Origin of the sequence: Shimia sp. MIT1388, assembly GCF_047124445.1 — a bacterium.
Taxonomy (GTDB): Bacteria; Pseudomonadota; Alphaproteobacteria; order Rhodobacterales; family Rhodobacteraceae; genus Shimia.
Window position 1 is genome coordinate 4,014,197 of sequence record NZ_CP138921.1, and the last position, 15,119, is coordinate 4,029,315.

15 protein-coding genes are annotated in these 15,119 nt (G+C 58.0%); 12 read left to right on the forward strand and 3 right to left on the reverse strand.

The window, feature by feature from the left end; all coding sequences use genetic code 11:
* The first annotated feature begins 79 nt into the window (after positions 1-79).
* Positions 80-535: an Lrp/AsnC family transcriptional regulator gene (locus SIB92_RS19770; protein WP_412553630.1), complete on the forward strand. Its 456-nt coding sequence runs from the start codon at positions 80-82 to the stop codon at positions 533-535.
* Here SIB92_RS19770 and uxuA read toward each other — a convergent pair.
* Entirely contained in the window at positions 530-1,735 is a 1,206-nt protein-coding gene (gene uxuA, locus SIB92_RS19775) for a mannonate dehydratase (RefSeq protein ID WP_412553631.1), read from the reverse strand. The two genes, SIB92_RS19770 and uxuA, sit on opposite strands and share 6 nt — an antisense overlap.
* A gap of 642 nt (positions 1,736-2,377) precedes the next feature.
* Between uxuA and uxaC the strand changes: the two genes are divergently transcribed.
* Positions 2,378-3,793 carry a glucuronate isomerase gene (gene uxaC / locus SIB92_RS19780; RefSeq protein WP_412553632.1) on the forward strand — a complete coding sequence of 472 codons (1,416 nt, stop codon included), beginning with the start codon at positions 2,378-2,380 and terminating at the stop codon, positions 3,791-3,793.
* Positions 3,794-3,808: 15 nt separating this feature from the next.
* Here uxaC and SIB92_RS19785 read toward each other — a convergent pair whose 3' ends face one another.
* Positions 3,809-4,177 carry a hypothetical protein gene (locus tag SIB92_RS19785; RefSeq protein ID WP_412553633.1) on the reverse strand — a complete coding sequence of 123 codons (369 nt, stop codon included), beginning with the start codon at positions 4,175-4,177 and terminating at the stop codon, positions 3,809-3,811.
* A gap of 525 nt (positions 4,178-4,702) precedes the next feature.
* Here SIB92_RS19785 and SIB92_RS19790 point away from each other — a divergent pair.
* The 10 genes from SIB92_RS19790 to SIB92_RS19835 all read left to right on the forward strand — a co-directional run bounded on the left by SIB92_RS19790 (position 4,703) and on the right by SIB92_RS19835 (position 14,784).
* Positions 4,703-5,734: a polysaccharide biosynthesis/export family protein gene (locus SIB92_RS19790; RefSeq protein ID WP_412553634.1), complete on the forward strand. Its 1,032-nt coding sequence runs from the start codon at positions 4,703-4,705 to the stop codon at positions 5,732-5,734.
* A 4-nt stretch (positions 5,735-5,738) separates the two neighbouring features.
* On the forward strand, positions 5,739-6,482 hold the full coding sequence (locus tag SIB92_RS19795; protein WP_412553635.1) for an IspD/TarI family cytidylyltransferase: 744 nt from the start codon (positions 5,739-5,741) through the stop codon (positions 6,480-6,482).
* On the forward strand, positions 6,475-7,179 hold the full coding sequence (locus SIB92_RS19800) for an SDR family NAD(P)-dependent oxidoreductase (RefSeq protein WP_299424301.1): 705 nt from the start codon (positions 6,475-6,477) through the stop codon (positions 7,177-7,179). Before SIB92_RS19795 ends, SIB92_RS19800 begins: the two co-directional genes overlap by 8 nt.
* Before the next feature lie 480 nt (positions 7,180-7,659).
* Positions 7,660-8,481, forward strand: a complete 822-nt coding sequence (locus tag SIB92_RS19805) for a hypothetical protein (RefSeq protein ID WP_412553636.1) — start codon at positions 7,660-7,662, stop codon at positions 8,479-8,481.
* 183 nt (positions 8,482-8,664) lie between these two features.
* The gene (locus SIB92_RS19810) at positions 8,665-9,858 is read left to right on the forward strand and encodes a hypothetical protein (RefSeq protein ID WP_412553637.1); all 1,194 of its coding nucleotides are present in this window, start codon (positions 8,665-8,667) and stop codon (positions 9,856-9,858) included.
* A gap of 10 nt (positions 9,859-9,868) precedes the next feature.
* The gene (locus tag SIB92_RS19815) at positions 9,869-10,636 is read left to right on the forward strand and encodes an ABC transporter permease (RefSeq protein ID WP_412553638.1); all 768 of its coding nucleotides are present in this window, start codon (positions 9,869-9,871) and stop codon (positions 10,634-10,636) included.
* 2 nt (positions 10,637-10,638) lie between these two features.
* Entirely contained in the window at positions 10,639-11,289 is a 651-nt protein-coding gene (locus SIB92_RS19820; RefSeq protein WP_412553639.1) for an ABC transporter ATP-binding protein, read from the forward strand.
* Positions 11,289-12,146 (forward strand): endonuclease/exonuclease/phosphatase family protein, encoded by an 858-nt coding sequence (locus SIB92_RS19825; RefSeq protein WP_412553640.1) that lies wholly within the window; start codon positions 11,289-11,291, stop codon positions 12,144-12,146. Before SIB92_RS19820 ends, SIB92_RS19825 begins: the two co-directional genes overlap by 1 nt.
* 194 nt (positions 12,147-12,340) lie before the next feature.
* The gene (locus SIB92_RS19830; RefSeq protein WP_412553641.1) at positions 12,341-13,339 is read left to right on the forward strand and encodes an aldose epimerase family protein; all 999 of its coding nucleotides are present in this window, start codon (positions 12,341-12,343) and stop codon (positions 13,337-13,339) included.
* Positions 13,336-14,784, forward strand: coding sequence for an NAD-dependent succinate-semialdehyde dehydrogenase (locus tag SIB92_RS19835; RefSeq protein WP_412553642.1), 1,449 nt, complete (start codon positions 13,336-13,338; stop codon positions 14,782-14,784). Before SIB92_RS19830 ends, SIB92_RS19835 begins: the two co-directional genes overlap by 4 nt.
* Here SIB92_RS19835 and SIB92_RS19840 read toward each other — a convergent pair.
* Entirely contained in the window at positions 14,745-15,098 is a 354-nt protein-coding gene (locus SIB92_RS19840; protein ID WP_412553643.1) for a hypothetical protein, read from the reverse strand. The two genes, SIB92_RS19835 and SIB92_RS19840, sit on opposite strands and share 40 nt — an antisense overlap.
* Between the last annotated feature and the right edge of the window lie 21 nt (positions 15,099-15,119).

Below are 15,119 nucleotides of genomic sequence, written 5' to 3' on the forward strand. Positions count from 1 at the left end.
GGGAGAGGTCGGGGCAATTGATTGCGAAAAATAGCGCCATCGGGTAAAATGTTGGCATAATCTGCCAAGGAGTCGCGGAATGGATGCCAAGGATCGTCAGATCATTCGGGCTTTGCAGGCCAATGGGCGCATGACCAACCAAGATCTGGCGGAGGCGGTGAACTTGTCGCCCAGCCCCTGTCTGCGGCGGTTGCGCAATCTGGAAAGCTCTGGTGCGATCAGCGGCTATGGTGCAGAGGTGGACGCCAAGGCCTATGGGCTGCCGGTGACGGTGTTTGTGCGGGTGAAGCTGGAGCGGCACAATGAAGAGGATGTGCAGCGGTTTGAGCGCGCGGTGATGTTGATTGACGAGGTTCTTGAGTGCCACGTTTTGACCGGGGCAACCGATTATCAACTGCGCGTGGTGGTCGCGGATCTGGAGGCTTATGAGGAATTCATCCGCCTGCGCATTCATCCTATTGGCGGGATTGCCAGCATCGACACCACCTTTGCCTACGGTACGGTGAAAAAGACCGGTGTGTTTCCGGTGTTATAGGTCGGCGCTGAGCGCGGTCATCACGCCGCGCAGTTCTGCCAGCCCTTTGGCGCGGCCAATCAGCGGGTAGCCGGGCAGGGTTTCGCTGTGCAGGTCATATAAGATGTGTTGGCCATGGTCCGGGCGCATGGGGATTTCCCAATCGCTGCGGCCTTCGGCCTTGCGGCGGGCTTCTTCCTTGAGCAGGGCGCGGATGGCGATGACCATGTCGGTTTGTCCTTCCAAGTGCATGGACTCGTGAAAGCTGAGCTTGTCGCCGTCAGATGGCCCTTGGCGCAGAGTGTTGCGCAGATGGGCAAAATGGATGCGTGGGCCAAGGCGGGTGATGAAGTCTTCTGTGTCAAACGCCGGGTTTACGCCAAGGGAGCCGGTACAGAGCGTGGCGCCGTTGGCGGGGCTGTCGACGGCGGAGAGGATGGCTTCGTAATCTGCCGTGGAGGACATGACGCGCGGCAGGCCAAGCAAGGAGAACGGCGGGTCGTCGGGGTGGCAGCACAGGCGGATGCCGTGTTCTTCTGCCACCGGCACCACTTCGGACAGAAAATCGATCAGATTGGCGCGCAGTTGGGAGGCGTCGATGTCTTTGTAGAGGGCAAGCAGGTCCAGCACATCGGTGAGGGTCCAGCTTTCGGTAGCGCCCGGCAGCCCGGCCACAATGGTGTTCACCAGGCTGGCCTGTGCGGTATCGTCCAAAGCGTTAAAGCGCGCGCTTGCAGCTTGTTTGGTTGCAGAGCTGTAATCGTCTTCTGCGCCGGGGCGGGCCAAAAGGAAGAGGTCAAACAGGGCGAAGTCAACCACATCAAAGGCCATGGCGGTGCCGCCATGGGACATGCGGGCGGCGAGGTTGGTGCGGGTCCAGTCGAGCACTGGCATGAAGTTGTAGCAAACAGTCTGGATGCCGCAGCCTGCGAGGTTGTGCAGGCTCTCTTTATAAGCAGCGATATGCGCGGCGTAGCCGGTGCCTTTGGTCTTGATGACTTCGGAAACCGGCAGGCTTTCCACCACCTCCCAGTTGAGGCCGGTGGGTTGCGGCGTTGGTTTTGCGATTTCTGCCTGACGCTGGCGGATCTCACTTTTGGTCCAAGGGGTACCTGCAGGAATGTGATGCAGGGAGGTGACCACACCTTGCACGCCCACCTGTGGCAGGTCGTAGATGTCGATCGGGTCAGCCGGACCAAACCAGCGCCATGTCTGCTTCACGGGGAGCTCCTAAGTCAGGTCGCGCGCGTACGCGGTCGAGCGTTTGGGCGAAGGTTGCAACCTGAAGGCGGTCCCGGCAAGGGAAAATTTCGCGCAATTGCAAAAGGTTGCTGTAAGATGGTGCATAAATGTTGCCGTTGGGTCATCTGTGCGGTTTTGCCGTGCTCTTAGGTCAAGACTTAAGCTGATTTGGGGGCGCTTGGGAGGGGCGTTCTGCTGGGCGGTTCGGGAAATTAGGTGGCATTTTATCTTTGTTTTCAGGACTGTGGTGACATTGGGATGCGCCCCCAATGTGCTCTCGACGTACCGATCAATGCACCCATGAGTTGAGTTTGTGGCGAGACTTCCGAAGAAGTGTTCGTAATTTCATGCGGTTGCGAAAGATGTGGGGGATGTGCAGCTTTGCGTGATGCTTTGCCTGCACGGCATGGGTGTTTTCTTGTCTTGTGAATTTTGACCTGTGCCAAGGCTGAGCGCGCCAATGTACGCGGGACAGGCTGCGTGCGTTAGCGGAACATAAATCTCTCTATGTGCCTTTGGCTGGGAATGACTTGGACCTGTTGTGGACGCATTGCGCGTTTGAGCGGGACCGTGTGGGGCGCCCGCGCCGGGGGCTCTGCCAGCACAGAGAGACGTTTGACGATGAGCCAGCCACTGACTTCCCTGACCGGACACACCACGCCGATCCTGACCCTGCCGGATGCGGCGCAGGACATTTATGACGGTGTGCGCGATATGCCAATTATCTCGCCGCACGGCCATTGTGATCCGAGCTGGTTTGCCGAGAACAAGCCGTTTAATGATCCGGCAGAGCTGTTGATCATTCCGGATCATTACATTTTCCGACTGCTCTATAGTCAGGGTGTACCCCTGGAGGATCTCGGCATCGGGGTGCCGCCGGAGAAACGCGATGCGCGGGCGATCTTCCGCATCTTCGCCAGCCACTGGCACAAATTCCGCGGGACACCAAGTGATGCTTGGTTCGCCACCACCATGGCGCGGACCTTTGGCATTACCGCGACGCTGAACAGCGAAAACGCGGACGTGTTCTATGACAAGATCGACGCAGAGCTAAAGGCCGCGCGGTTGCGGCCACAGGCGTTGTTGGAAGAGTTCAACATCGAAGTGCTCGCAACAACGGACAGCGCTTTGTCCGACCTTGGTCACCATAAGGCGGCGCGGAAACAGAAGCTGAGTGGCAAGATCATCCCGACCTTCCGTCCGGACAGCATTCTGGATCCGAAGCATCCGGACTTCAAAAAGGACATTGTGAAGCTGGCCGAAGTGACCGGGCAGGACACCGAGAAATTTGCCGGCTACCTAGAGGCGCTGCGGGACCGACGGGCGTATTTCATGGCCTATGGCGCGACGGCGACAGACCATGCAGTGACAAATCTGATGACCTGTTATCTCACCGAGAAGCGCGCGTCAGATCTATACGCCAAAGCGCGTAGCGGGAAGATCACGCCAAAAGAGGCGCAGGTGTTCTACGGACATATGCTGACCGAGATGGCGCAGATGTCGGCTGAGGACGGTCTGGTGATGCAGATCCATGCAGGCAGCAAGCGCAACACCAACAAGGCGCTTTATGACAAGTTTGGCGCGCATATGGGGGCGGATATGCCGGTGCGCGTGGATTGGGTGGATGGCATGGATGCCTTGCTCAATCGCGTGGGCAATGAGCGCGACATGAACATCCTGCTGTTTACGTTGGATGAGAGTGCCTATGCGCGTGAATTGGCCCCGATGGCGGGGCACTGGCCAGCCTTGCGGCTGGGTCCTCCGTGGTGGTTCCATGACAGCGCCAATGGCATTGCGCGCTATCTGGATCAGGTGGTGGAGACCGCTGGTTATTGGAACCTGGCGGGGTTCAATGACGACACGCGGGCGTTGATGTCGATCCCGGCGCGGCACGACATGTGGCGACGCGGGGTGAGCCTGCATCTGGCTGCCCAGCGGGGGCGGGGCATCCTGGGACGCAGTGACGTGGACGAGATTGCCTGTCTGTTGTGCCGCGATCTCGCGATTGATGCCTATAAATTGGGAAAAGTTGTTTAGCGCGGTTTCGGCCCACTAAAACAATACCAATTTATACAAGGAATGCACCCCACAGCCCGCCCGGCCGTGGGGTTTTTCGTTGTTTTTGGCGGGGGTTAAATACGGCGTGCCTGCCACAATGACGACGTTGCGCACGGAAGCTGTTGCTTTTTTACGACTTTGAAACATGCGCGTGAGTTTTGCGGCGGAAAGTTGCCGGTAGCCCGAATCCCTGTTTTGGGCATCGTCGAGATTCTGGGATTTCCGCCTGCAACCGGGTTCCTGCGCCGGGCGCGACGTTGAAGATTGGATAAAGTTTTTCTCAATCTGGTAATGGATTTTTAAGATTTGGAGCTCGAAAAAATGGCCTGTTTGGGGGCATTTTGTGGGCAAGGGAAACGCCATTTGGTAAGTGTTTTCGGGCATTCGTTTGTGTTTATTTTATTGACTTTCTCTTTGTTTTTCGGCTTTTATCCGCGCAGCGCCTGGGGGCGTCAAAACTAATTTTTGGGCTAATATTCACCATGTGTACTCTTACTTGCGCTCAGCCGGAGCCAGACAGCAATATTCAGTTGTTCAATTGGCCCAAGGATCAATCGGACGTCCGCAATAAAAATTGACGTGACGGCATTAGAAGATCGGTAACCACTTTCGCAAATACAGTCCCCTCAAGAGCTCCTAGAACGGGTGCTTTCCTTGGCATTGTCTCAGAGCGTGCTGCGGGAATGGGTGGAATGCCCCTGTATTCGGGGGAACTCCAACTGTATTAAGGGCGCAAGCTTTGGTGCGAATAACAGGAAGTTGAAGACCAGAATGGTTGTGGAAGCGAAGCGAGGAAAAACACGGTGGGGCCGGGCGATAGCCGCGGTCGTTGCGGTGTTGGCAGTGACAGGCTGTTCAACCTTGCCAGGCCAGGGCACGAGCCGGGCCATGATCACCATGACAGATGAGGTGGCTAACAACGAGGATGTCACGCGCGATTTTGCCCTGGTGCAGGTGACCCCTGCAGTGATCGGTAAAATCGGCGCGCCGATGAAAGCCGGCTTTGCCGGCAGCCTCAGTTCGCGTAGCACCTCCAGCGCAGGCACAAAAATTCGCGTTGGCGACCGGCTGACCGTGCGGATTTGGGAAAGCTCGCCGGAAGGGCTGTTCTCAACTGTCGAGCAGAAATCATCCGCAATCCCGGTGATTGTGAGCAATGATGGCAACATCAACATTCCCTACGTGGGCAACCTGCCTGTGGTCGGTTTGAGCGTGGATCAGGTGCGCACCCATGTTGCGGACGGATTGCGCGGCAAGGCGGTTGATCCCGAGGTCTCTGTCATCCTGGAAAAAGGCGGCGCGCAGAGCGTGACCGTTGTCGGGGATGCACGCTCGCCGGGGCGGTTTGACATTCCAGCCAGCGGATTGCGGCTTCTGGATGCGGTGGCCACCGCCGGGGGCGCAACCAAACCAACCCATGATATGGAAGTGAGCCTTGTGCGCGGCAGTTCTCTGGCTCGTGCGCGTCTGGATGAGGTGATCTCCACCGGCAGTGCCAATGTCTGGTTGCAGCCGCGGGACACCGTGCAGCTGCTGCACAAGCCGCGCACCTTCTCCGCGTTTGGGGCGGTGTCCAAACCGTCGCAATACCCGTTTGGCACCGAAACCGTCACCCTGGCCGAAGCGATCAGCAAAGTTGGCGGCCTGGATGACAAAACCGCAGACGACAGTGGTGTGTTCCTATTCCGGTTTGAAAACCGCGCCCGGGTGCAGAGCACCGGGGTGAAACTGCCTGATCGTGCCTACACCGATGGTGTGCCGACAATTTACTGGGTGGATCTGAACTCTCCGGAGGCGATCTTCATGACCCAGGCTTTCAACATGCGGGACAAAGACGTGTTGTTCGTCGCCAATGCCCCGTCCACCGATCTTGCCAAATTTGTCGCCATTGTCGCGGCAACACTAGCGATAGCGAGCTGACCGAATGAGTTTACATAGACTAACCCGCCCCCATCCCGAACCGCAGGTGTCGTTCCTGCTGTTGTCCGGCGGTGTGGGGTCACGCTCCAACCACCACGAGCCAAAGCAGTTTTATAAGCTGGCTGGCCATCCGATGATCGCGCATTCCATTATTGCGGCGGTGCGCACGCCCAATGTGGCCGAAATCGTGGTCAACGCGCCGGAAGGTTTTGAGGAGCGGACGCGCGAAATTATGGAAGCCTATTGTGCGGGCCTGCCGTACAAGATCATTCCCGCAGGCGCGACGCGTCAGGAAAGCTGCGAGGCTTTGGCAGCGGCGGCCGAGAAGGATGTGATTGTGCTGCATGAGGCCGCACGCCCCTTCATCAGCGTCGATATGTTGACCGACCTGATCGAGAATGAAGCGGAGAACGCCGGGTATTGTTATGCGATCTCCTTCTCCATGTGTCGCATCGACACCGAGACCCGCCTTGTCAAGCGCGGTGTGTCTCGTGAGAAGGTTTTTGACATCCAGCTGCCGCAGAAATTTGCGCGAGAAACATTGCTTTCCGCGCATGCCAAAGCCCGGAAGAAGGGCAAGAACTACAATGAAGACTCGGTGATGGTGGTCAAAATGACCAAGGAGCCGGTTCTCTCTCTGGAGGGCTCCAGCCGCAACCGGAAAGTAACAACCCCTGAAGATTTCATTATCGCAGAAGGCATGATGAAGGATTTCCACAGCAAAGGAAAAGTGACTCCCCATGACTAAAACTGTTTTAATTAGTGGTGCTTCCAAAGGCATCGGCCTTGCGACGGCGCGCCGTTTCGCACGCGGTATGGATGATGTGAATTGCATCGTCATGGTGGCGCGGAAATCCGACGCGTTTGACAGTGCCGTGGCCGAAGTTCGTGCCATTTCCGGCAACCGCCAGATTTTCCAGGTGGAAGCGGACCTGTCCGACCCGGAAGCCGTGAAAGACGTGTTTGACCGTCTGGACGCGGAAAACGTTGCGGTGAACTACATCGTCAACAACGCCGGCTTTACCAAGCCTGCCTCGATTAACGAAACCAACATGGCGGATTTTGAGCTGACCATGCGGGTGAACGTCTATGCACCGTTCCGCTTTGTGCAAGAAGCACTGCTGCGCAACCACCCACTGGAGAAGATCATCAACATCGCCTCCACTGCAGGCATCAACGGTCGTTCCGGCTGGCTGTCCTACTCGACATCCAAAGCGGCTGTGATCAACATGTCCGAAGTGATGCGTGACGAGCTGGCACCTTATGGTGTGGACGTTGTATGTCTGTCGCCTGGCCGCTGTGCCACCGATCTGCGCAAAACCCTTGCGCCTGATGAAGATCCGACAACAATCATGCAACCGGAGCAGGTTGCGGATGTGATCGCCATGATGTCTTCGCCAACCGGCAAAATGCTGTTGAGCGAAAACCTGGTGGTGCGCACCTAAACCGATGTTGGAAGTGCGGGACACGAGTAATTTGGTGACGCGAAAAGAGCCCACTGGCGATCAACTTGGTGATCGCATTGAGGCCGCGCCTCAAGACTGCAGCGCCCCTGTTGCGCTGCGGGATGTCGAGGCCGTGCCGGATCAGGCTGTCTATCTGGACAGCCCGGTGCTCTCTGCCGTCAACCAGATCCGTCCTTTCTTTGAAAGCGGTGCCTACGGGAAATCCGACACGCCGCTGTTGCTGCGCCATCGCGCATTGATCCGGATGCAGCGGCTGTTCAGCCGTTTGCCAACCGATCTGGATGTGCGGCCAGTCAAAGGGGCAAATGGAGCACGATTCCCACTGCGTCCGGGTGGGGTCCTGTTTATCCGTTTAACTCGCAATCCAACTTGCAAACTGTGGCCAACCGGTCGTTCCGACACGTTCTTACGCTTCATGGGGAGAGCAACAAGGGCGCGTCGGTACGACCGGCGTCACGCATGTATGACTATGTATCCATCGCCGGTCCGCTGGCGCGGGATCGCTATTTGGATGCCGGAATTTTCACGGCGTCGGATGTGGACCAGGGGCGCCTGGTGATGATGGGTGACACCTTTGTGCAATCCATGCCCTGGATCAAACCGGCGCGGATCACAGACACTGCGCCCGTGATTTTTTATTCGCCAACCTGGGAAGGCTACGGCAGCGAAGCGGACAATTACAGTTCGGTCGCCGGCCTGCGCGGGTTCATGGCAGTTCTGAAAGCGGCGCGGGCGCTGGACCTGCATCGCGTTGTGGTCAAGCCACACCCGTATTTAGGCATGTTACGCCCGGCGATGGTCCGGGAGTTCATTTCTGGTATTCGCCTGTTGCGCCGCTCTGGCCTGCAAGTGGCCGTGGCGCTGCGGAACGCCAGCCTGCAGTTGCGCTTTGGCTGTCACACACAGTTGAGCCGACTGACCACCATCGAGGAAGATGAGAGCGCGCCGGTGGCCGTGGCGCTGGCGCTGTGTGACATCTCTGGCATGGAGGCCATTTTCCTCAAGCAGCGCATCCGCCATATGGTGTTGGCGCGGGAAAGTGATGTGCCCAGAGGCCTTGAGACAATCTACGATCACAAGTCGATCATGTCCCATCAGGACCCGGAAACGGCGGTGATGGATTATCTTAACGGCGCTGACGATACTGATGCCGCTCATCGGAAAATGGTGTTTGGCTGGCAAAACCCCGAGTTGGAAGGGATGTCGGCCAGTTCCGCGCGGCGTTGGATCATTGACTACGTCCGGCGCGATCCGTTCTGGTCTCGGAGCAAGTCGGTGTGAGCCAAGGCCGACTGTTCAAAGCGTTGAAAAGTCACGGATGTTTGGTAAACTTGTTCAGGCAGTTTCTCACATTATCTCAATAAAGGCGTGACAGACCTGTTGCGTGCGCACTTTGACACAAACCAGTGGTCCGGTGCAGAAGACACAAAAAGCCGGCGCCAAAAGGCGCACGAAAGGTAAGAGATGGCAGAAGTCAAAGCATTGAAGGCGGTCGAAGAGACAGACGGTCCGAGCGGTGTGATGCAGGCGCCGCCCAAGTCTTCGCCGTTGAAAAACAAACGGTGGGGCGTGATCCTGTCCTTCCTGTTGTTGTTTGTGACACCGGTGGCGCTTGGTGGCGCCTACTTCGGACATTTTGCGTCTGACCGGTACGCCGCGGGCGCCAGCTTTGTGATCCGCGGTCTCGAAGGCGGCGGTGCGCCTGATTTTGTGACGTCTTTTACCGGCCTGTCGCCCAGCGGCAGCACCACCTCTGACAGCTATGTTGTGCGCAATTTCCTGGAAAGTGCGGATCTACTGCGTCACCTGGATGCGGAGCTGGATCTGCGGGGACATTATTCCCAGGAGTTTATTGACCCTATTGCGCGGTTCAATCCGGACGGGACATTCGAAGAACTGGTGGAGTATTGGCAATGGCGGATCAACACCACCTATGACAGCACCACGGGCATCGTGACCTTTGAGGTGCAGGCCTTTGACGCGGAAATGGCGGAGCGTTTGGCGCAATTGGCGTTGGCGGCGGCCGATCGGCTGGTGAACGAACTTTCGGAAAAGGCCCGACAGGACTCGGTGCAGTTTGCCGCCAAAGAGGTGGAGCGGGCTGAAGAGCGGGTGCGCAATGTACGTCTGCAACTGGTGGATTTCCGCGCGGAACGCGGCGCTGTGGACCCGATGGTGAATGCGCAGCTGGATGCAGAGCTGATGGCGTCTTTGGAAACCAAGCTGGTGGACATTCAGGCCCGTATCAATGCGTTGTCCGGCTCGGTGGACGCAGACTCACCGATGCTCATGCAACTCAACCGTCAGGCCTCCGCTTTGGAAGAGCAAATCAAGCAGCGCCGCGCACTGATTGGTCAGTCTGGCGGAGCGGACAGCCATGAAAACACGGCTGAAGCTCTGGCGGCTTATGAAGGTCTGTTGATTGAACAGAACTTTGCCCAGCAGAGCTATGCCTCGGCCATGGTCTCTCTGGAGACCGCACGCATGGATGCAGACCGGCAGCAACGCTACCTTGGTGTGTTTGCACGCCCCTTCGTGCCGAATGAGCCAGCCTATCCGGTGCGCGTGCGTGACTTTTTCCTGGTCATGATTGCAGCCTTTGCGCTGTGGGCGATTTCAACGCTGATTGCCTACACCATCCGGGATCACATGCGCTGAGGTCTGGCTGATGTTTTATGCCATCTGGTTGCAAATCCGCGTCATCGCGGCGCTGACCCTGCGCGAAACGCGCATGACGTTTGGCACGTCGCACTCGGGGTATTTCTGGGCGATTTTCCAGCCGATCTTCTCGGTGTCTTTCTTGATGACACTGTTTTACCTGATCGGTCGGCAGTCTCCGTTTGGCACCTCACTGGCGCTGTTTTTTGCGACCGCCGTGTTGACGCTGGAGCTGTATAACAAGCTCTCCGTGTCGCTGATGCGGGCGTTTACGTCCAACAAGTCGCTGCTGTCTTATCCGATGATCAAAGAGCCGGACACGTTGTTTGCGCGGCTGTCGTTGATTGCCTGCACGTTTATTGTGATCAACGTGATCTTTTACAGCGGGTTGCTTGCCGTTGGGCTTGGCCAATTGCCAGCCCATCCGGAACGGGTGATCTATGCCTTTCTGACCACCTGCCTGCTTGGCTTTGGTGTCGGGTCCATCAATGCCATCCTCTACCAGAAGAACCAGGCCTGGCAGCACATCGAGAAGATTTTTGCGCGGCCGTTGTTCTTTCTATCCGGTGTGTTCTACATCCCGTCCACGATGCCCCCAGAAGCGGTGGCGGTGTTGAAGTGGAACCCGATTTTGCACGTCGTGGAATGGACGCGGGAGGGGTTTTATACGAACTACCGCAGTGATGTGCTCAACATCGCCTATCCCTTGGGGCTTGGCGCGACGCTTGTGATCATTGCGTTGTTTGCTGAGCGGATCACCCGCAAACAGAGGGTCTGATCATGATTGCGTTTGAGAACCTGACCAAGATCTACAACGTCAAGGGCGTCAAAAAGGTGATCCTGGATGACGCGTCTTACCGGTTTGAGGATCGCAAAAACGTCGCGCTGATGGGGCACAATGGCGCGGGCAAATCGACCATGATGCGGATGATTGCCGGGATTGAGCTGCCGACGTCCGGGCGCGTGCGCCGGACAGAGAAAGTCAGCTGGCCCATGGGATTTGCGCGCGGCTTTAACGGTATGATGACCGGTGTGGAAAACGTGCGTTTTGTGTCGCGGGTCTATGGCTGTCACACAGACAGTGTTCTGGAGCAGGTGCAGGAGTTTGCCGAGTTGGGCAAATCTCTGGCGCTGCCGATCCAGACCTATTCCAGCGGGATGAAGGCGCGCTTGGCTTTTGGGTTGTCACTGGCGATCAGCTTTGAATGCTACTTGATTGACGAGATCACAGCCGTGGGTGACCGGCGGTTCAAGAAGAAGAGTGAAAAAGCGCTCAAGGATAAGATCAAGAACGCGCGCGTGGTGATGATTTCGCATTCCGAGAAGACCATCAAGGATTACTGCGATTGTGGCGTGTTTGCCTATGGCAGCAAGCTGTATCACTACGACGACGTCAACGAATTGCTCAAAGATTACAGGAAGTTTTGTTAATGGTGCGTTTGGGTGCGGTTGCGGCGCTGTTGGTTGCGGCGCTCGCGGTTTGGGGAGTTTCCGGCGGCTCGGCAGTGCGGGCGGCACAAACCTGTGGCGATGAGAATGGCAACCTGCGGGTGATGACGTTTAACATTCGCACGGCGCTTGGCACGAAAAACCCTGGCGCCAATCCGTTACACCAGTTGCTTGAAGAGCATGACGTCGGACCCATTGTGGCGGCGATAGCGGCGGCCGATCCCGATGTGGTGGCTTTGCAGGAGGTGCTGGGCTGGGGCCAAACCGGCCGCATTGCGCGTGCGTTGGACATGGAGAGCACGTTTGCCTTTCACCCAAGCCCGCTGCCGTGGTGGGGCAACGCCGTTCTGAGCAAATGCCCGATGACCAAGACCAAGCGTGTTGTGACCAGCCGTGGGCGCGGCAATGGCAAGGCGATGCCCGTTGCGCGTTTGGATGTGGCGGGCGGGACGGTGTTTGCCACCTCGATCCATCGTGATCGCGAAGACAACACCGGAATTCAGTTGCAACGCATGATGGCGCCGTTTGCACAGACCGATACGCCGGTGCTTCTGATGGGGGATTTCAATTTTAAGCCCAATGACAAGCGGCATGGGGTTGTGTCTGCTGTCTATGAGGACAGTGCGTTGGTGGCACAGGCCGGCGCGGACTATGTGCTGGAACGGGGCACCTATCCGGTGATTGCCGGGACCAAGAAGCACCGCCGGATCGACTATGTCTTTCTGTCTAAGGGGGACTTTGTTGTCTCCAATGTGGCGGTGATCGAGGGGGGACACGCCGGAGCCTCGGACCATCTGGGCTACGTGGCGGATGTGACGCTCACCCCACGCGCCAACTAGTTTTTTTGCGTTTGTGTTGGGAGCGGCCTGCAGCGTCGCTCCGTGTAAAAAAAATTTGATCATATTCCGGAGAATCCCTTGCGGGCTGTCGCCGCGCGTGATTGCATCTGGCGTCAGCATCGCTGGGTATTGGCACTACGCCTGCCTGCCCGGTGATGGGAGAGATTGGCGCGGATTGCGGCGAGGGGGCTTGAGTGACAGACAACTGGGGGCATATGCCGGATGGCCGCGCGGTGTATCGCGTGACGCTGACCGGCGGCGGGCTGACTGCACATGTGCTGACCTATGGCGCTGTGTTGCAGGACCTGCGCCTTGCGGGACATGACGCGCCTTTGGTGCTGGGGTTTCCTGACTTTGCGCCTTACCTGACGGACTCGCCTTTCTTTGGGGCCACGGCAGGGCGGTTTGCCAACCGTATCCGCGACGGGCATCTGGAGCTGGATGGGCAGAGCTATCAGCTGGATACCAATGATGGCGGTCGGCACACATTGCATGGCGGGGCTCAGGGGCTGGGTGGTCATCTTTGGGAGATTGACACAGCCACCGAGGATCGCGTGACGCTCAAAGCGGTGCTGCCGGATGGACATATGGGGTTTCCCGGCACGCTGACGTGCGCGGTGACCTTTGCGCTTCTGGACGGCGGCACATTGGACATCCAGATGCGGGCAACAACAGACAAGACCACGCTGTGTAGCCTGGCGCATCACAGCTATTTTGTGCTCGATGATGCGGGCAGCGTTTCGGAGCATCACTTGCAGATTGCCGCCACGAGCTACACCCCGGTGGATGACACCTTGATCCCGACGGGCGAGGTTGTGCCGGTGGCGGGCACGCGGTTTGATTTTCGTGACGCCGCGCCGCTGAGCCAGGCCCACCCTGTGGATCACAACTTTTGTCTGTCCAAGGCGCGGCAACCGTTGCGCCCCGTGGCGCGCTTGCAGAGTTTGGCCTCCGGCGTGCGGATGGAATGCTTGACCACCGAGCCGGGATTGCAGGTCTATGACGGAGGCGGGATTGCCACGGACGTGCCCGGCCTGCGTGGCCAACAGATGGGCGCCTGTGCCGGACTGGCACTGGAGCCGCAGGTTTGGCCGGACGCGCATCATCACAAAGACTTTCCGCAGGCCGTGTTGCGGCCGGGCGAGACTTATCACCAACACACACAATTTGTCTTTTCGAAAGGTCAGACATGAGCAACTTCAATGGACTGCTGCTGGAATCCAATCTGATTGGCGGCCAGTGGGTCGGGGCCGACAATGGCGCGACCACAGAAATCACCAACCCCGCGACAGGTGCGGTGCTGGGCACGGTGCCGGAGGCCGGTGGGGCTGAAACGCAGCGCGCGATTGCGGCGGCGAGCGATGCCTTTAAGACTTGGTCCAAGACCAACCTGATGGAGCGGGTGGCGCTGCTGCATAAATTGCACGACGCGCTGATGGACAATCAGGAAGACCTGGCGCAGCTGCTCACCGCGGAGCAGGGCAAGCCGCTGTTTGAAGCACGCGGTGAGATTGCGATTGGCGCAGCTTATGTGAAGTGGTTTGCCGAAGAAATCCGCCGGACCAAAGGCGAGATCATTCCGGCGCCGACCAATGACAAGCGCCTGATGGTCACGCATCATCCGGTGGGGGTTGTGGGCATGATCACACCATGGAACTTCCCGTCCTCGATGCTGGCGCGCAAGATTGCGCCTGCGCTGGCGGCGGGCTGTACCGTGGTGGCGAAACCCGCGCCGCAGACGCCGTATAGCGGGTTGGTTTGGGGCAAGCTGTGTCAGGATGTGGGCTTCCCGGATGGGGTGGTGAACATCGTGACCGGCGATGCGCCTGCGATTGGCGGGGCGATCATGGAAAACCATGACGTGCGCAAGGTGACCTTCACCGGCTCCACCAATGTCGGCAAGCTGCTCATTCGTCAGTCGGCGGATCAGGTGAAAAAGGTGTCCATGGAGCTGGGCGGCAACGCGCCGTTTATTGTGTTTGATGACGCTGATCTCGACGCGGCTGTGGAAGGCGCGATGATCGCGAAGTTCCGCAACATGGGGCAGACCTGTGTGTGTACCAACCGCTTCTATGTGCAGGCCGGTATTCATGACGCCTTTGTTGCGAAGCTAAAAGAGGCTGTGGCAGCGATGAAAGTTGGCGATGGTACCGAGGATGGCGTGGTGCAGGGGCCGTTGATTGACGAGAACGCGGTCAAAAAGGTCGAAGGCATGGTCGCGGATGCCGTAGCCAAAGGCGGCACCGTGGCGCTGGGCGGCAATCGCCACGCTCTGGGCCAGACTTTCTTTGAGCCCACCGTGATCACCGGTGCAACGTCCGAGATGTCGTTCTCCACCGATGAAATCTTTGGGCCGCTTGCGGCGGTTTACAAGTTTGAGGACGAGGACGACGCGGTGGCGGCGGCCAATGCCACGGATTACGGTCTGGCGGCCTATGCCTACACCAAAGACCTCGCGCGTGCGTTCCGCATGAACGAAGGTCTGGAGTATGGCATGGTTGGCATCAACTCCGGCCTCATCACCACCGTGGAAGCGCCGTTTGGCGGCGTGAAAGAAAGCGGCATGGGCAAAGAGGGCGGCAGCCAAGGCTTGGACGACTATTTGATCACCAAATACACCTGCGTGGCCGGTCTGTAAGTGTAGGTCATTGCACAGCCAAAAACTGAAAGGCCCAAGCGGTGCAGATCGCTTGGGCCTTTTCTTTGGTAATAGGAGTCATTCACTGGGAAAGCGGCAATGTGAAGGTGCCGGTGATCAAAACAAATCCGATTGTGATCCGCGAACGCTTTATGGAAGAGGCGCGCCGCTAAGCTGTTTGAACCGCTGAATAAATGTTCAGTCAGGGCGCCGCTTTTGGCGCCCTTTTGCGTTTTTCTCCGTGGTCCAAACGGGTTAAGCCCGCGCTTCTCCACAGGTTTTGCCTTGATATTCGCGCCGTTGGCGTCAATCATCCCCGCACCAACTTTATCAGG